Below are 16187 nucleotides of genomic sequence, written 5' to 3' on the forward strand. Positions count from 1 at the left end.
GGGTTAGGGTGAGGGGCTTTTCGCTTTAGTCGCATTACTTGCCCTTGAAGTCGGCCTCACGCTTGGCAATAAACGCCGCCATCCCTTCCTTCTGATCCTGCGTGGCAAACGCTGCATGGAACACCCGACGTTCAAAGCGCACGCCCTCGGTCAGGTTCACTTCAAAGGCACGATTCACGCTCTCTTTGATCATCATCGCAATCGGCAGCGACTTGCTGGCAATCACCGCCGCCACTTTCAGCGCTTCGTCGAGCAACTCATCGCTCGGCACAATCCGCGCGACAATCCCGCAACGCTCAGCCTCCACTGCATCGATCAAACGTCCGCTCAGGCACATTTCCATGGCTTTCGCCTTGCCGACGGCGCGAGTCAGGCGCTGGGTGCCGCCCATGCCCGGCAACACGCCGAGGTTGATTTCCGGTTGACCGAATTTGGCGTTGTCGCCTGCCAGAATGAAATCGCACATCAGCGCCAGCTCACAGCCACCGCCAAGGGCGAAACCGTTGACCGCCGCGATGATCGGCTTACGGCGGTTAGCCACGCGATCGCTGTCGCTGAACAGGTCGTCCATGTAGATCTGCGGGTAGGTCAGCTCGGCCATTTCCTTGATATCGGCACCGGCGGCAAAGGCCTTTTTCGAGCCGGTGAGGACAATGCAACCGATGTTCGCATCGGCTTCCAGCGCATCAAGGGCCTGATTCACTTCGCTGACCAGTTGCGCATTCAGCGCGTTCAGCGCCTGCGGGCGGTTCAGGGTGATCAGGCCAACGCGGCCATGGGTTTCGAGCAGAATGGTTTCGTAAGTCATGATTAAAATTCCTTGTCAAAGATTGCGCGAAATGACCATGCGCTGAATATCGCTGGTGCCTTCGTAGATCTGGCAGACACGCACGTCGCGGTAGATGCGTTCCAGTGGGAAGTCGTTGAGGTAACCGTAACCACCGAGGGTTTGCAACGCCATCGAACAGACCTTCTCGGCCATTTCCGAAGCGAACAGTTTGGCCATCGACGCCTCGACCAGTGCCGGTTGACCGCTGTCGCGCAGAGCAGCGGCGTAATGCACCATCTGCCGGGCGACGGCGATCTGCGTGGCCATGTCGGCCAAGCGGAATGCCACGGCTTGATGCTCAATAATTGGTTTGCCGAAGGTGTCGCGCTCACGGGCGTAATCACGCGCCGCTTCAAACGCGGCGCGGGCCATGCCCACCGATTGCGAGGCGATGCCGACGCGGCCGCCTTCAAGGTTGGCCAGGGCGATTTTGTAGCCCTCGCCCTCCTCGCCCAAACGGTTGGCCACCGGCACTTTGACGTCTTCGAAGAGAATCTGGCAGGTGTCGGACGCGTGTTGACCGAGCTTGTCTTCGACGCGAGCGACTTTGTAGCCCGGCGAATCGGTCGGCACTATAAACGCAGTGATGCCGCGTTTGCCGGCACTCGGATCGGTCACCGCAAACACAATCACGATCCCGGCGTTCTGCCCGGAGGTGATGAACTGTTTGCAGCCGTTCAGCACGTAGTGATCGCCTTCCAGCCGTGCGCGGGTTTTCAGGCTGCTGGCATCGGAACCGGCCTGCGGTTCGGTCAATGCAAAAGCGCCGAGCATGGCGCCGCTGGCCAACGGTTTGAGGAAGCGTTCACGCTGATCGTCGTTACCGAACTTGAGAATCGGCACACAGCCGACCGAGTTGTGCACGCTCATGATCGTCGAGCAGGCACCGTCACCGGCGGCGATTTCTTCCAGGGCCATGGCGTACGCCAGGTAACCAGTGTCGCAACCGCCCCACTGCTCCGGCACGAGCATGCCGAAGAAGCCCAGCTCAGCCATCTCACCGATGGCTTCCTTGGGAAAACGGTGCTCGCGATCCCACTCGGCGGCGAACGGTTTGAGGCGTTCCTCGGCGAACTGCCGGGCCATGTCGCGGATCTGGGTTTGGTCTTCGTTGGGAATCATGGTGAATCCTTAATCCGGGTTACACGCGGTCCCCTGTAGGAGCTGCCGCAGGCTGCGATCTTTTGCTCTTGGCCTAAAAACAAGATCAAAAGATCGCAGCCTCGTTGCACTCGTCAGCTCCTACAGGATTAGTGCGTTTAGTAGACGCATTCCACGGCCATGGCCGTGGCTTCGCCGCCGCCGATGCAGATCGCCGCGATACCGCGTTTCTGCTTTCTCTGGCGCAGGGCCGACAGCAACGTCACCAGAATCCGCGCACCCGACGCGCCGATCGGATGGCCCAGGGCACAAGCACCGCCATGCACATTCAACTTGTCATGCGGGATTTCCAGGTGTGTCATCGCCGCCATGCCAACCACGGCAAACGCCTCGTTGACCTCAAACAGATCGACATCACCCAGCGACCAACCGGTTTTCTTGATCAGCTTCTTGATCGCACCAATCGGCGCCACCGGGAACAGGCCCGGGGTATCGGCGAACGCGGCGTGGCCATGGATCACCGCCAACGGTTTCAGTCCGAGTTTCTGCGCCTGCGACTGACGCATCAGCACCAGTGCCGCCGCACCGTCAGAAATCGAGCTGGAGTTCGCCGCCGTCACCGTGCCGCCTTCGCGAAACGCCGGTTTCAGCGAGGCAATCTTGTCCAGTTTGGCTTTTGGCGGTTGTTCGTCGTTGCTGATCAGCACCTGTTCTTTGCCGACGGTCACGGTCAGCGGGACGATTTCGTCCTTGAAGCTGCCGTCCTTGATCGCCTGCTGTGCGCGGGTGGTCGAGGCGATGGCAAAAGCGTCCTGCGCCTCACGGCTGAAACTATTGGTTTCGGCGCAATCCTCGGCGAAGGTGCCCATCAGGCGCCCTTTGTCGTAAGCGTCTTCAAGGCCATCGAGGAACATCGAGTCGAGCACACGGCCATGGCCCATGCGGTAACCGGCGCGGGCACGATCCAGCAGATATGGCGAGTTGGACATGCTTTCCATACCGCCAGCGATGACCACATCGGCACTGCCAGCCACCAGCATGTCATGGGCGAGAATGGTGGTTTCCATACCCGAACCGCACATTTTGTTGACGGTGGTGCAACGGGTCGATTTATCCAGGCCGGCGCCCAACGCAGCCTGACGCGCAGGCGCTTGACCGAGGCCCGCAGGCAATACGCAACCAAACAGCACTTCATCGACTGCATCGCTGGCGACACCGGCGCGTTCAACCGCAGCCTTGATCGCCGCAGCACCGAGTTGCGGCGCGGTGAGGCTTTTCAGTTCGCCCTGAAATCCACCCATTGGCGTGCGCACAGCGCTGACGATAACAATCGGATCGTTGGAAATAGTCATGACAAATCCTCCTTACTTGGCGGCCATGCGCAAGGCACCGTCGAGACGGATCACCTCGCCGTTGAGCATGCTGTTTTCGATGATATGCCGAACCAGCGCGGCGTACTCGGCGGGCTTGCCCAGACGCGGCGGGAACGGCACGCCGGCGGCCAGCGAATCGCGGACTTCCGGGGTCATGCCGGCCATCATCGGTGTTTCGAAAATGCCCGGGGCGATGGTCATCACACGGATGCCAAAGCGCGCCAGTTCGCGGGCGGCTGGCAGCGTCAGGCTGGCGATCGCGCCTTTGGAGGCCGAGTACGCCGCTTGGCCGATCTGACCGTCGAACGCCGCGACCGAGGCGGTGTTGATGATCACACCGCGCTCGCCGTCTGCGTTTGCCTCGGATTCGGCAATCGCCGCAGCGGCCAGACGCAGCATATTAAAGCTGCCGATCAAGTTGACGTTGATCACTTGGGCAAAACTGCTCAGCGCATGCGGGCCGTTCTTGCCGAGGATCTTCTCGCCACGGACGATGCCGGCGCAGTTGACCAGACCGTTGAGGCTGCCAAAGGCTTTGACGGTGGCCTGCACGGCAGCTTCAGCGGCGGCTTCGTTGCTGATGTCGGCGACCACACTTTGTGCGCCCAGACGCTGAGCCTGAGCGGCCACGGCTTCGGCGTTCATGTCCACCAGCATCACTTTGGCGCCGGCACTGACCAACAATTCAGCGGTGGCCGCACCGAGGCCCGATGCGCCGCCGGTGACGATAAAAACCTTGTTCTCGATCTGCATGACTGTAATTCCTGATTCAAGCTGAAACGTTATGCGCCGCAGCCTCTTGAGCTTTGGCGATTTCCTGGTTGCGCAAGATAAAGCGCTGCAATTTGCCACTTGGGGTCTTGGGCAATTCGCTGACAAATTCGATTTCACGCGGGTACGAATGCGCGGCCAGACGTTTGCGCACATGTTGGCGCAGCTCTTCGGCCAACTCCGGAGCCGCACGGTATTGCGCACTCAGCACCACGAAAGCTTTGACCAGTTCGGTGCGCTCCGGATCGGGTTTGCCGACCACCGCCGCCTCGACCACGGCCGGGTGTTCAATCAGTGCACTTTCCACGTCGAACGGCCCGACACGGTAGCCGGAGGTGGTGATCACATCGTCGCTGCGGCCGACGAAGCTGATGCTGCCGTCCGGGTTCCATTCCACGGTGTCGCCGCTGAGGTAGTAATCGCCGACGAAGGCTTTGGTCGGCGCGCCTTCATAGCCACCGAACCAGCACATCGGTGATTGCGGTCGGTCGATGGCAAGAATGCCCGGCTGGCCGACGCCGAGTTCGTTGTATTGGTCGTCGAGCACGACGATGCGGTGGCCCGGCGAAGCGAAACCGGCGGCGCCGACATGAACCGCGTGGTCGAGACCGTGGTGATTGCACAGGACCATGCCCAGTTCGGTCTGGCCGTAATGGTCGTGGATGACCACGTCGAGGTTGTCGGCGAACCAGCGGATCACTTCCGGGTTCAGCGGCTCACCGGCGCTGCTGACGATGCGCAATTTGCCTTTGATCGACTTGGCGAACTCGTCACCGCCGGCAATCAGCAAGCGATAAGCGGTTGGCGATCCGGTGAGGTTGGTGATGCCGTACTTGTTGATCACCCGGCAGGTGCTTTCGAGGGTGAACGGGCCATCGTAGAAGGTGATCGGGTGGCCCATCGACAACGGGCCGGTGACGCCGAAGTAGATGCCGTAGGCCCAGCCCGGATCGGCGACGTTCCAGAAGGCATCTTCCGGGCGCAGGTCCACGGCGTCACGGGTGTAGCTCTGGAACGCGACGATGGCCTTGAGCGGTACCGACAGTGCTTTCGACGGCCCGGTGGTGCCGGACGTGAACATCAGCAGAAACGGGTCTTCTCCGGTCAACAGCACCGGTTCGCACACATTGGAATAGTTGGCCAGTTCGGCCCAGAAACTGAAATCGCCACGGACGATGCCCTGGCCTTTGGCCCCGCCGACGGTAACGAGCGTCGGGCAATCGGCGACTTCAGCGAGTTTCGGCCGGTTGACCGCGTCAGTAACAACGACTTTGGCGCCGGAACTGTTCAGGCGATGTTCGAGGGCTTTAGGGCCGAACGCGGTGAACAGCGGCTGATACACCGCGCCGATGCGCCAGGTGGCCAACACGGTGATGAGCAATTCGACGTTGCGCGGCAGCAGCCCGGCGACCTTGTCGCCCTTCTGCACGCCTTGGGCGAGAAGGAAATTGGCGAAACGCGCGGCTTTGTCCTGCAGATCGTTGAAGGTGTACGTCGCACTGGCGCCGTCGCGGCCTTCCCAGAACAAGGCAATGCGCCCAGGCAAGGCGTGGCGGTCGCAACATTCGACGCAGGCGTTGAGCGCCTCAAGCGTACCGCTGAGCGCGGCATCCACGGTGTGCTGATAGTTGAACTGTGCGGTGGCAGACAAGTAATCGCGCATTGCCAGAATCCCTCTGTTTTTTATTAGGCTGGGAAGCGTAAACAACAGGGAGATAGTCGCGCTGTGGGGCAGCGGCGGCAATGGTCAAAGCCATCAATGTGGCTGACTGGTTTGGCCAAGACTGCTACCACACTGATCGTTCCCACGCTCTGCGTGGAAATGCAGCCTTGGACGCTCTGCGTCCGCTCCAGAGCTGGAACGTGGAGCGTCCCTTGAGGCATTCCCACGCAGCGCGTGGGGATGATCAAGCGGCGGGATGTGTTGGATCAGACAACCTCGTTCAGGATCAACGTGCGGTAATGGCCCGGATTCGAACCCGACCACTTGCGAAACGCCTTGTAAAACGAACTCGCATCAGCAAAGCCCAAGCGGCTGGCAATTTCGACAAAACTGATCGAAGGCTCCGCCAGCCAAATGATCGCCAACTCTTTGCGCACACTGTCCTTGAGGCCCTGATAGGTCTGCCCTTCTTCAGCCAGTCGCCGGCGCAACGTCGAGGCTGACATGCACAATTGTTGCGCCAGCGCCTCGGTCTCCGGCCATTGCTCAGCCGGCAGTTGCCGCAAATCCTGCTTGATCCTACTGGCGAGGCTTTCCGGGTCGCGGTACTTCACCAGAATATTGGCCGGAGCGTGGGCGAGAAAACGCTTCAACTCCTCGGCCGTGCGTTTGATCGGCAGGTCGAGGCAATCGGCAGAGAAAATCATCCGGGTTCGCGGCCGATCAAAACGCAGGTTTTCCGAAAACATCACCCGATAGTCATCGGTGAAATTCGGTTCGGGGCAGCGCAGTTCAATCGCCAGAATCGGAATCCGCCGCCCGGCCAGCCAGCAGGCCACACCGTGGACGATCATCCAATAAGTGAAATAGGTGAAGGCGCGGCGCGGTTCGGGCTCATCCTCCAGCAGAACGATTTCCGCCAGACTTTGCTGGTGCACCAGTTGCGCCGGCAGGCATTCGAGCATCAGTGAGAGAAAGCTCAACCCCGTACTCAAACCCGCCGCCAGCGTCGGTTGCGCCATCGCGCTGCGACAGAGGAATTCAAGGCTGCCGGATTTGAGCTTGCGCGGGTCCATGCCAAAGAACTCGTCATCGCCACGGCGCGCCAATAACCGCCAGAGTTTCGCGTAATGCGAGGCCGGCACCCGGCCGTGTTCGGTTTGCAGCAACGCCGGATCAATCCCGACCTTGTTCAAGACTTCTTCCATGGCCACGCCCGGGGCACAACTTTGCAGCAGCGCTTCACGCACCAGTTGAACGGCGATGGTGTCTTTTTCCGACATGGAGCGCGATAAACCTTGTTGTTTTTGAATGGCAGGCATATTACCGCAGGACACGAATTCAACACGAATCCCCTGTAGGAGTGAGCCTGCTCGCGATGGCGTCGTGTCATTTAGCGCTGAATGTTCTGACACACCGCTATCGCGAGCAGGCTCACTCCTACAGGGATCAATGCGAGGCAAAAATTGAGGTCGTTCAGCAACTGTTCAGGTTTATGTCAATCAATGTCATGTGAGAATGACTTTCATTATGTTACAACTTGTAACCTCTAGAAATGACCTTTTGGATGCCGAATGCTCGTTCCCTTTCTGATCATGCTGCGCGAAGGCATTGAAGCCGCGCTGATCGTTGGCATTATCGCCAGCTACCTGCAACAGACTGGCCGTGGTCAATGGATGCCTGCCGTGTGGATCGGCGTGTTTCTCGCTGCCGCCCTCGCCCTGCTGGTCGGTGGTGGCCTGGAACTGGTCAGCGCTGAATTCCCGCAAAAACAGCAGGAACTGTTCGAAGGCATCGTCGGGCTGGTGGCCGTGGGCATTCTCAGCTCCATGGTGTTCTGGATGCGCAAGGTCGCGCGCTCGATCAAGCATTCGCTGCAAGCCTCGCTCGATCACGCGCTGACATCTTCCAGACATCAAGTGATCGCGCTGATCGCCATGGTGTTTTTCGCGGTCGCCCGTGAAGGTCTGGAAACGGTGTTCTTCCTGCTCGCGGTTTTCCAGCAGAGCGAAGGCCCGGGCGCGCCGATCGGTGCCCTGCTCGGGCTGATTCTGGCGATCATCGTCGGGTTCCTGATCTACAGCGGCAGCATGCGCCTCAATCTTTCGGCGTTCTTCAAGTGGACCGGCCTGTTCATTCTGGTGGTCGCTGCCGGGATTCTCGCCAACTCAGTGCAGGCCCTGCATGAAGCCGGGCTGTGGAATCACCTGCAGACCGTGCTCTTCGACTTCAGCGCGACGCTGCCGATGGATGGCCCGTTGGGCTCGGTGCTGGCCGGCATGTTCGGTTATCAGGATGCGCCAACCGTCAGCACCCTCGGTGCCTATCTGCTTTATCTGCTGGTGGCGCTGGTGATGTTCTTCCTTCCCGCGCCCAAGCCCTCCACGCAATCGTCTTCCGTTTCCAGCCAATAAGGGCATCCATGTCAAAGCCTAATACTCCTCAGGCCTCCCCTCCTCGCGCCTTGCGTTGGGCGGTGGCCGGTTCAGTGGTGGTGATGATCGCCGCCGGTGGTCTGTTTTATTACGCCTCGAAAATGGCTGCGGCCAAGCGTCAGCACAACCACGATGAAGTGGTGGTGAACATTCATCCGGGCAGTTGCGAGCCGAATGCGCTGACGGTGCCGGCCGGTCGCGCCAGTTTCCGCATCGTCAACCGCTCCGACCGGGCGGTGGAATGGGAAATCCTTGACGGCGTACTCGTCGTTGAAGAACGCGAAAACATCGCGCCGGGCCTGAGCCAGGTGATCAACGCCAATCTGCAACCGGGCGATTACGCAATCACCTGCGGGTTGCTGAGTAATCCTCGCGGCACACTGCACGTGACGCCGACGGCTGCCTCCGATGCTGCGGCCAAAGCCAAACCGTCGATGGTCGCCTTCGTCGGGCCGCTGTCGGAATTCCGTGTGTACCTGGCCAGCCAGAGCAGCGCGCTGATCAAAGCCGTCACGGCGCTAAATCAAGCGATTGAAAGCGGTGATCTCAGCCAAGCGCAGGCGCTGTACCTGCCCGCGCGTGCGGCTTATCAACGTCTGGCCCCGGCCGCGCAACGCCTGGCCGAACTGGACAACAGCATCAACGCCCGCGCCGATTACTTCGAGAAACGCGAGCAGGATCCGGCCTTCGTTGGTTTCCACCGCCTCGAATACGCGCTGTTCCAGCAACGCAAACTCGACGAGCTGACACCCGTGGCCCAGCGCCTGCTCAGCGACGTCACCGCGCTCAAACAGCAATTGCTCGCGCAGTCGCTGCCACCGGAGCAACTGGTCAACATCATCGTGCGCAACCTCAACACCTTGGCCGACGTCCGCGCTGCCAGCGGTGAAGAAGAACGCTACAGCCACAGCGACCTCAACGGTTTCGCCGCCAACGCACAGACCGCGCGCAAAGTCGTCGATCTGCTGCGGCCGATGCTGACCAAGTCTGCCGCCGACCTGCTGCCGAAAATCGACAAGGCACTGGCCGACTTCGACACCGAACTCAACAGCTACAAGATCAAGGACGGCTACGCCAGCTACGACTCCGTCAGCGGCGAACAACGCAAGCAGATCGCCGACAAGGCCCAGGCTCTGGCCGACGCACTGGATGGCATCGATCCCGCCCTCGGCCTCTCCGGCCTGTAAGCAGAAGAAGAATTCCCGATGAAAGATTTAGAAACGCTCAACCTGCAACGCCGCCGTGTCTTGATGGGCATGGGCGCCGCCGGTGTCGCCCTCGCCGGGTCCGCCCTGAGCTGCCCGGCCATGGCCGCCGCGCCGGCGCAGGTCACCGAAGCACCGAGCAGCGACAAGACCGAAGACCGCCACGATTTCCACGGCGTGCACCAGACCGGCATCGTCACTCCGCGTCCGGCGTCGGGCATGCTGGTGTCATTCGATGTGTTGGCCAGTGATCGCGAAGATCTGGAGCGGCTGTTCCGCACGCTCAACGAGCGCATTGCCTTTCTGATGAAGGGTGGCCCGGTCGCACAGATCGATCCGAAACTGCCGCCGCCGGATTCTGGCATCCTCGGCCCGAACGTCACGCCGGACAACCTGACCATCACCGTGTCCGTCGGTGAATCGCTGTTCGACGAGCGCTTCGGTCTAGCCGACGCAAAACCGAAACGCCTGATGCGCATGGTCGGGTTTCCCAACGATGCGCTGGACGCCGATTGCTGCCATGGCGATCTGAGTTTGCAGTTCTGCTCGAACACCGCCGACACCAACATTCACGCCCTGCGCGACATCGTCAAAAACCTCCCCGACCTGCTGCTGGTGCGCTGGAAACAGGAAGGCAGCGTGCCGCCGCAAGCCCCGGCGAAACCGGGGTTGCCAGCGCAATCGGCGCGCAATTTCCTCGGTTTCCGTGATGGCTCGGCCAACCCCGACTCCAACGACAGCAAAGCCATGGATCGTCTGGTCTGGGTGCAACCGGGCAGCGATGAACCGGCCTGGGCTGCCCATGGCAGTTACCAAGCGGTGCGGATCATTCGCAACTTTGTCGAGCGCTGGGACCGTACGCCGTTGCAGGAACAGGAAAGCATCATCGGCCGGGTCAAGACCACCGGCGCGCCGATGGGTGCGCAGCATGAGACCGAAGTCCCGGATTACAGCAAAGACCCGGCCGGCAAGCTGACCAAGCTCGACGCGCACATTCGCCTGGCTAATCCGCGTACGGCTGAAACCCAGGCCAATCTGATCCTGCGCCGGCCGTTCAACTATTCGAATGGCGTGAACAAGAACGGCCAGCTCGACATGGGCCTGCTGTTCATCTGTTACCAGGCCGACCTGGAAAAAGGCTTCATCACCGTGCAGACCCGCCTCAACGGCGAGCCGCTGGAGGAATACCTCAAACCGGTCGGCGGCGGGTACTTTTTCACCCTGCCGGGTGTCACGGGCGACAAGGACTTCATCGGCCGCTCGCTGCTCAACGCCACACAACCGAAAACCGCTGCCTGAAACAACATCTCAACACTGGAGCCGCCCCCATGAAAAAGACGCCACTCGCGTTATTGCTGACCCTAGGTTTGCTCAACACCCCGCTGTCGGCGTTCGCCGCCACGGCACCGCTGGATCTGGTCGGGCCGGTTTCGGACTACAAGATTTACGTCACCGAGCAATTGGATGAACTGGGTAGCCACACCCAACAATTCACCGACGCCGTGAAGAAAGGTGACCTGGCCACCGCGCAAAAGCACTACGCACCGACCCGCGTTTACTACGAGTCGATCGAGCCGATTGCCGAACTGTTCAGTGACCTCGATGCGTCCATCGACTCCCGCGTCGACGACCACGAGAAAGGCGTGAAAGCCGATGACTTCACCGGTTTCCACCGCATCGAATACACGCTGTTCTCGGAGAAAAGCACTCAGGGCCTGAACGAACTGGCGGACAAGCTCAACAGCGACGTCAAAGACCTGCAAACCCGCGTCGCCAGCCTGACCTTCCCGCCTGAGAAAGTCGTCGGTGGTGCTGCTGCGTTGCTGGAGGAAGTGGCCGCGACCAAGATCTCCGGCGAAGAAGACCGCTACAGCCACACGGACCTCTACGACTTCCAGGGCAACATCGACGGCGCGAAGAAAATCGTTGATCTGTTCCGTCCGCAGATCGAAAAGCAGGACAAGGCTTTCGTAGCGAAGGTCGACAAGAACTTTGCCACGGTCGACAAGATTCTGGCCAAGTACAAGACCAAGGACGGTGGTTTCGAGACTTATGACAAGGTGAAGGATAACGACCGTAAGGCGCTGGTCGGGCCGGTGAATACACTGGCGGAAGACCTGTCCACGTTGCGTGGCAAGTTGGGTCTGAATTGATTTTTTGTAGCGTCTAAGCGGGCCCCATCGCTGGCAATCCAGCTCCCACAGTGTTCTCGGTCATTCACAAATATTGTGTACACCATAGAACCTGTGGGAGCTGGCTTGCCAGCGATGGCATTTTCAGCAGCCTTACAAAATCCGGTAGAGCAACCGCTCAATCCGCACCCGACTCACGCGCTTGAGAAACTTGGCCACCCCGGCCGGGTATTCCGGCAGCGTCTCCAGACTCTGAAAGCTGTCGATCCGCGTGGTATGGCGGAAAATCTCCTCCAGTTCCTTCGCTCGCGGCTCCAGCCACTCGCCCTTCGGGTCATCAATCAACAACGCGTTCTCAAGATCCAGGCGGAACGCCCGTGGATTCAGGTTGTTACCGGTGAGCAGCGTATAACGCTGATCGATCCACATGCCCTTGAGGTGATAGGTGTTATCGCCGTCGCGCCACAGGTGCAGGTTCAACTGACCGCTGTCGATGTTGCGCTGATGGCGCTTGGCAAAGCGCCGCAGGCTGATCTCGTACAGATACGGCAACGCTGCGATCACCTTGAACGGCTCGCTCGGCGGGATGTAGAAGTCGTTGGCGGTTTTGTCGCCGACGACGATGTCGATTTTCACGCCACGGGCCAATGCGCGGTTGATCTCGCGAATCACCCCCAGCGGCAGATTGAAGTATGGCGTGCAGATGGTCAGCTGTTTTTGCGCGCTGGCGATCAGTTCGAGAATCGCCCGGTTCAGCGGGTTGTTCTTGCCGACGCCGAGCAACGGGGTAACGGACAGACTGTCTCTGGCGGTGCTGCCGGTGGCCGTGTCGTACGTTGCATATTTGAGGCGGCTACGCAGATCACCGATGTCATTGCGCAAGCTACGCGTGGTCGGCAGGTTCGGCAGATCGAGGCGATGCACCGCTTTCGATTCGATCAGGCCGTGCTTGACCAAGTGATGCATCGAGTCCGCCAGCTCGTGGCTTTGCAGTACGTGGTAGCGGTCGAAACGGTATTTGTCGAACTTGTGCAGGTAAACGTTGTTCAGGCTCGCGCCGCTGTAGACCACGCAGTCGTCGATCACGAAGCCTTTCAAATGCAGTACACCAAACAACTCGCGGGTCTGCACCGGAACGCCATACACCGGCACTTCGCTCTGGTGCGTGCGGGTCATTTCCTGATACCACGCCGAATTGCCCGGCTGCTTGCCGGCGCCGATCAGCCCGCGCTGAGCGCGCAACCAGTCGACCACCACGGCGATTTCCAGCTCGGGACGCTTGAGCTTGGCGGCGTGGAGTGCATCGAGAATTTCCTGACCGGCTTCGTCTTGCTGCAGATACAGCGCAACGATGTAGATGCGCTGGGTCGCTGCAGCGATTTTCTCGAGCAGGCAACGACGAAATTCAGCGGCGCCGGACAGAATGGTCACGGCCTCGGCGGTCAGCGGGAAGCTGCGCAATTTGGGCAGCAAGGAGCGTTTGAAAAGCAACGGCATAGGGCTCGCAATGGGTCGAATCCGAAGAACCCGAGAGCTTACACCATCGCATCCTTCGGGTCTTGTTAGTGCCCGTAATGAGATCAAAAGATCGCAGCCTTCGGCAGCTCCTACACGGGCCAATGTAGGAGCTGCCGAAGGCTGCGATCTTTTGATTTTAAAAAACCATTGCCAAAGGAGAACAATCGTTCTACTGTTCGCCACATGAACGAAATCACTAGCAACGACACACGCGACATCATCCTGGATGTCACCGAAAAGTTGATCTATAAAAGTGGCATCGCTGCCACCAGCATGGACCTTCTGGTGAAAACCGCCGGCGTCTCCAGAAAAAGCATCTACCGCTACTTTGCCGACAAAGACGCGCTGACCGTCGCCGCCTTGCAGCGTCGCGACGTGCGCTGGATGCACTGGTACCGCAGCGCTGTCGATCAGGCCGAAACCCCGGCCGATCGCCTGCTTAACCTGTTCACGGTGCTCAAGAGCTGGTTCGCCTCGGAAGGTTTCCGTGGCTGCGCCTTCATCAACACCAGCGGCGAGACCGGCGATCCACAGGACCCGGTGCGCCTGGTCGCCAAAGAACACAAACAGAAGCTGCTCGACTACGTGTGCGAGCTGTGTACCGAACATGGCGCCGAGGACCCGCAACTGCTGGCCAAACAGTTGCTGATCCTGATTGACGGTGCCATTACCGTAGCGCTTGTGATGGGTGATCACAGTGCCGCCGATAATGCGCAATGCATGGCGCGAAAGTTATTGGACCTGTAACGCCTTAATAAGCCGGACTTGTTGTTCAATTATTAATTAGATTGGGAGACTGAACATGTCTACTGCAGCCCAGGTACGTCCGCCATTGCCGCCCTTCAACCGTGAATCGGCGATCGAGAAAGTTCGTCTGGCCGAGGATGGCTGGAACTCCCGCGACCCGGAACGGGTATCGCTGGCCTATACCCTCGACACCAAGTGGCGTAACCGCGCCGAGTTCGCCAACAACCGCGAAGAAGCCAAGGCCTTCCTCACCCGTAAATGGGCGAAAGAGCTGGATTACCGTTTGATCAAGGAACTCTGGGCTTACTCGGATACTCGCATCGCCGTGCGTTATGCCTATGAATGGCACGACGATTCGGGTAACTGGTTCCGCTCTTACGGCAATGAAAACTGGGAATTCGACGAGCAAGGCCTGATGTTCCAGCGCTACGCGTGCATCAACGACATGCCGATCAAGGAGAGCGAACGCAAGTTCCACTGGCCACTGGGCCGGCGCCCGGATGATCACCCAGGCCTGTCCGACCTCGACCTGTAAATCCGGGACCTGTGAGTCTGTTGAATCTGCCGACCGCAGGACAACTGTAGGAGCAGCCTTCACTGCCCCTACAGTTGTTGCCTCACCATCTTAAACACGAAAACCGTCCGGCCACTTGAGCGGCCACGCCAGAGGATAGAATCAAAACCTTCCCCTCTTTGGCGGAACATAATCAGGGTCCGGCTCTAGTTCGTATGTAACAGTTGCGGAATGCTTGGACGGGTTTAGCACCACGTCTGAAATCTTCACTAACGACCCCGGTTTTTTTAGCAACTTCACAGCCTTTGCTTTAGCGTCTTCTTTGGTTTCAGAAGTTCCGTGCAAATCAACGATGAATTCCATTGCTCATGCTCCTGCGTGACCTCCACCAAGTCGGAATAACCGGGCGTAGTGAAGTCTGCCATCGGATTCAAAATGGAAAACCTGTCAAACTTGACAGGTATCGAGCTTGATTTGGAATAGCTTTCAGCAGTTTGATATCCAAATGTGTTGAATGCTCAGTCGGCTTTGCCGGTAGGCTGGTTCCCACAAGTTCGCATAGGGTTCAGGCAACAGCGGCAGTCTTTTCTGCCTCCAGTTCGCGAACCAGCGGCAACACCCGCCGGCCGAAATATTCGACTTCTTCCTGAAAGTGCAGAAACCCCGCCAGCACCAGATCCACCCCCACCGCTTTCAGCGCGACAATCCGCTCGGCAATCTGCAGCGGTGTACCAATCAGATTGGTTTTGAAGCCATCGTTGTACTGCACCAGATCCTCGAACGTCGATTTCGCCCAGTTGCCCTCACCTTCCGGCGACGCCCTGCCCGCCTGCTTCGCCGCGTCGCCAAAAGCATTCACTGCCTCTGGATCGGCCTGATCGATGATCTGCGCCAGTACGGCTCTGGCCTCTTCTTCGGTGTCACGGGCGATGACAAAGGCATTCACACCAACCTTCACCGAATGATTGTTCGCCGCTGCTTTGGCACGAATATCGTCAACCTGCGCCTTGATCCCCTCAACGCTGTTGCCGTTGGTGAAATACCAGTCCGAAACGCGCGCGGCCATGTCGCGCGCCGCACGGGAACTGCCGCCCTGGAAGATCTCCGGACGGCCCAGCGGTTTCGGCTTCAGGCTGTAATTGTCGAAGCGGTAGAAGTCGCCGCGAAAGCTGAAGTTGTCCTGACTCCACACGCCGCGCAATGAGCGAATGAACTCCTCGGAACGGCGATAACGCTCGTCATGCTCCAGCCAATGCTCGCCGATGGCCTGGAACTCGCCTTTGAACCAGCCACTGACGATATTCACCGCGATACGGCCATTGGTGAGTTGGTCGATGGTTGCCAGTTGCTTGGCCGCCAACGCGGGTTGCCATGGGCCGGGCAGAATCGCGGCGATCACCTTGAGTTTGCTGGTGGCAGCGAGTAACGCGTGGCTGAACGCCACGGATTCATGCTGGAACTCCGCACCATACCCGGCGGTGAAACGGATCTGCGTCAGCGCGTATTCGAACCCGGCCGTCTCGGCGAGCTGCGCCAGTTTGCGGTTGTAGTCGATGCCCCAATCGGTGCGCTGTTCGATCTTGCTGACCACCAGCCCACCGCTGACGTTCGGCACCCAGTAGGCAAATTTTACGGCTTGCTGACTCATCGGCGTGTCCTCGGGACATTTGCGGAGATGGGAGTCATAGAGCAGCAAGCGTGCCAGCCTTGGAATGTCCGGTTTTGTTGGGTTTCCGGATGGAGTTGATGTTTTGTGGAAGGGGGATTTGTTGGCAGGTTGTTGTGTGGGCAACAGTTGGTTTATTTGTTGGCTCGACTGCCCTCATCGCTGGCAAGCCAGCTCCCACAAGGATCGGGGTGAACAATGATCTTCAGTGCAACGCAAAAACCTGTGGGAGC

At 59.4% G+C, this 16187-nt stretch carries 15 protein-coding genes; 6 read left to right on the forward strand and 9 right to left on the reverse strand.

Features of this window, described 5'->3' with window-relative positions:
• Positions 1–34: 34 nt before the first annotated feature.
• The 6 genes from PMI23_RS14610 to PMI23_RS14635 all read right to left on the reverse strand — a co-directional run bounded on the left by PMI23_RS14610 (position 35) and on the right by PMI23_RS14635 (position 7020).
• A complete protein-coding gene (locus tag PMI23_RS14610) occupies positions 35–808 on the reverse strand; it encodes an enoyl-CoA hydratase (protein WP_007918876.1) in 774 nt (257 codons plus the stop codon).
• Positions 809–823: 15 nt separating this feature from the next.
• The gene (locus tag PMI23_RS14615) at positions 824–1951 is read right to left on the reverse strand and encodes an acyl-CoA dehydrogenase (RefSeq protein ID WP_007918873.1); all 1128 of its coding nucleotides are present in this window, start codon (positions 1949–1951) and stop codon (positions 824–826) included.
• 137 nt (positions 1952–2088) lie between these two features.
• Positions 2089–3282, reverse strand: coding sequence for an acetyl-CoA C-acyltransferase (locus PMI23_RS14620; RefSeq protein WP_007918870.1), 1194 nt, complete (start codon positions 3280–3282; stop codon positions 2089–2091).
• Between the two features lie 12 nt (positions 3283–3294).
• Positions 3295–4056 (reverse strand): SDR family NAD(P)-dependent oxidoreductase, encoded by a 762-nt coding sequence (locus tag PMI23_RS14625; RefSeq protein ID WP_007918867.1) that lies wholly within the window; start codon positions 4054–4056, stop codon positions 3295–3297.
• A gap of 16 nt (positions 4057–4072) precedes the next feature.
• The gene (locus PMI23_RS14630; RefSeq protein ID WP_007918866.1) at positions 4073–5737 is read right to left on the reverse strand and encodes an AMP-binding protein; all 1665 of its coding nucleotides are present in this window, start codon (positions 5735–5737) and stop codon (positions 4073–4075) included.
• 266 nt (positions 5738–6003) lie between these two features.
• Positions 6004–7020: an AraC family transcriptional regulator gene (locus PMI23_RS14635; protein ID WP_007918857.1), complete on the reverse strand. Its 1017-nt coding sequence runs from the start codon at positions 7018–7020 to the stop codon at positions 6004–6006.
• Between the two features lie 291 nt (positions 7021–7311).
• Here PMI23_RS14635 and efeU point away from each other — a divergent pair, with 291 nt between their 5' ends.
• Genes efeU through efeO (PMI23_RS14655) form a run of 4 tightly spaced genes read left to right on the forward strand, consistent with a single transcriptional unit; the run spans position 7312 to position 11530 of the window.
• Complete coding sequence (gene efeU, locus PMI23_RS14640; RefSeq protein WP_007918853.1) at positions 7312–8151, forward strand: iron uptake transporter permease EfeU; 840 nt, start codon at positions 7312–7314, stop codon at positions 8149–8151.
• A gap of 8 nt (positions 8152–8159) precedes the next feature.
• A complete protein-coding gene (gene efeO, locus PMI23_RS14645; protein ID WP_007918851.1) occupies positions 8160–9359 on the forward strand; it encodes an iron uptake system protein EfeO in 1200 nt (399 codons plus the stop codon).
• A gap of 18 nt (positions 9360–9377) precedes the next feature.
• Positions 9378–10676, forward strand: a complete 1299-nt coding sequence (gene efeB / locus PMI23_RS14650; protein WP_007918848.1) for an iron uptake transporter deferrochelatase/peroxidase subunit — start codon at positions 9378–9380, stop codon at positions 10674–10676.
• Positions 10677–10705: 29 nt separating this feature from the next.
• Positions 10706–11530, forward strand: a complete 825-nt coding sequence (gene efeO / locus PMI23_RS14655; protein ID WP_007918844.1) for an iron uptake system protein EfeO — start codon at positions 10706–10708, stop codon at positions 11528–11530.
• A gap of 132 nt (positions 11531–11662) precedes the next feature.
• On the opposite strand, the gene pssA is transcribed toward efeO (PMI23_RS14655), so the two are convergent.
• Positions 11663–13006 (reverse strand): CDP-diacylglycerol--serine O-phosphatidyltransferase, encoded by a 1344-nt coding sequence (gene pssA / locus PMI23_RS14660; RefSeq protein ID WP_007949921.1) that lies wholly within the window; start codon positions 13004–13006, stop codon positions 11663–11665.
• Positions 13007–13210: 204 nt separating this feature from the next.
• Between pssA and PMI23_RS14665 the strand changes: the two genes are divergently transcribed.
• Positions 13211–13774 carry a TetR/AcrR family transcriptional regulator gene (locus PMI23_RS14665; RefSeq protein WP_007914737.1) on the forward strand — a complete coding sequence of 188 codons (564 nt, stop codon included), beginning with the start codon at positions 13211–13213 and terminating at the stop codon, positions 13772–13774.
• A 55-nt stretch (positions 13775–13829) separates the two neighbouring features.
• A complete protein-coding gene (locus PMI23_RS14670; RefSeq protein WP_007914738.1) occupies positions 13830–14309 on the forward strand; it encodes a nuclear transport factor 2 family protein in 480 nt (159 codons plus the stop codon).
• Between the two features lie 141 nt (positions 14310–14450).
• Here PMI23_RS14670 and PMI23_RS14675 read toward each other — a convergent pair whose 3' ends face one another.
• Both PMI23_RS14675 and sfnG read right to left on the reverse strand, forming a co-directional pair.
• Complete coding sequence (locus PMI23_RS14675) at positions 14451–14651, reverse strand: hypothetical protein (RefSeq protein ID WP_007914739.1); 201 nt, start codon at positions 14649–14651, stop codon at positions 14451–14453.
• A gap of 202 nt (positions 14652–14853) precedes the next feature.
• Positions 14854–15936, reverse strand: coding sequence for a dimethylsulfone monooxygenase SfnG (gene sfnG / locus PMI23_RS14680; RefSeq protein ID WP_007914750.1), 1083 nt, complete (start codon positions 15934–15936; stop codon positions 14854–14856).
• Positions 15937–16187 lie beyond the last annotated feature (251 nt).

The organism is Pseudomonas sp. GM24 (genome assembly GCF_000282235.1).
Lineage (GTDB): Bacteria > Pseudomonadota > Gammaproteobacteria > Pseudomonadales > Pseudomonadaceae > Aquipseudomonas.

What these genes read in the sequence shown, in the direction of transcription:
- PMI23_RS14625 (WP_007918867.1), bottom strand. Translation starts at nt 4,056, where the DNA reads ATGCAGATCGAGAACAAGGTTTTTATCGTCACCGGCGGCGCATCGGGC.
- sfnG (WP_007914750.1), bottom strand. Translation starts at nt 15,936, where the DNA reads ATGAGTCAGCAAGCCGTAAAATTTGCCTACTGGGTGCCGAACGTCAGC.
- PMI23_RS14610 (WP_007918876.1), bottom strand. Translation starts at nt 808, where the DNA reads ATGACTTACGAAACCATTCTGCTCGAAACCCATGGCCGCGTTGGCCTG.
- PMI23_RS14670 (WP_007914738.1), top strand. Translation starts at nt 13,830, where the DNA reads ATGTCTACTGCAGCCCAGGTACGTCCGCCATTGCCGCCCTTCAACCGT.
- efeO (WP_007918851.1), top strand. Translation starts at nt 8,160, where the DNA reads ATGTCAAAGCCTAATACTCCTCAGGCCTCCCCTCCTCGCGCCTTGCGT.
- efeB (WP_007918848.1), top strand. Translation starts at nt 9,378, where the DNA reads ATGAAAGATTTAGAAACGCTCAACCTGCAACGCCGCCGTGTCTTGATG.
- efeO (WP_007918844.1), top strand. Translation starts at nt 10,706, where the DNA reads ATGAAAAAGACGCCACTCGCGTTATTGCTGACCCTAGGTTTGCTCAAC.
- PMI23_RS14675 (WP_007914739.1), bottom strand. Translation starts at nt 14,651, where the DNA reads ATGGAATTCATCGTTGATTTGCACGGAACTTCTGAAACCAAAGAAGAC.
- PMI23_RS14665 (WP_007914737.1), top strand. Translation starts at nt 13,211, where the DNA reads ATGAACGAAATCACTAGCAACGACACACGCGACATCATCCTGGATGTC.
- PMI23_RS14615 (WP_007918873.1), bottom strand. Translation starts at nt 1,951, where the DNA reads ATGATTCCCAACGAAGACCAAACCCAGATCCGCGACATGGCCCGGCAG.
- efeU (WP_007918853.1), top strand. Translation starts at nt 7,312, where the DNA reads ATGCTCGTTCCCTTTCTGATCATGCTGCGCGAAGGCATTGAAGCCGCG.
- pssA (WP_007949921.1), bottom strand. Translation starts at nt 13,006, where the DNA reads ATGCCGTTGCTTTTCAAACGCTCCTTGCTGCCCAAATTGCGCAGCTTC.
- PMI23_RS14620 (WP_007918870.1), bottom strand. Translation starts at nt 3,282, where the DNA reads ATGACTATTTCCAACGATCCGATTGTTATCGTCAGCGCTGTGCGCACG.
- PMI23_RS14630 (WP_007918866.1), bottom strand. Translation starts at nt 5,737, where the DNA reads ATGCGCGATTACTTGTCTGCCACCGCACAGTTCAACTATCAGCACACC.
- PMI23_RS14635 (WP_007918857.1), bottom strand. Translation starts at nt 7,020, where the DNA reads ATGTCGGAAAAAGACACCATCGCCGTTCAACTGGTGCGTGAAGCGCTG.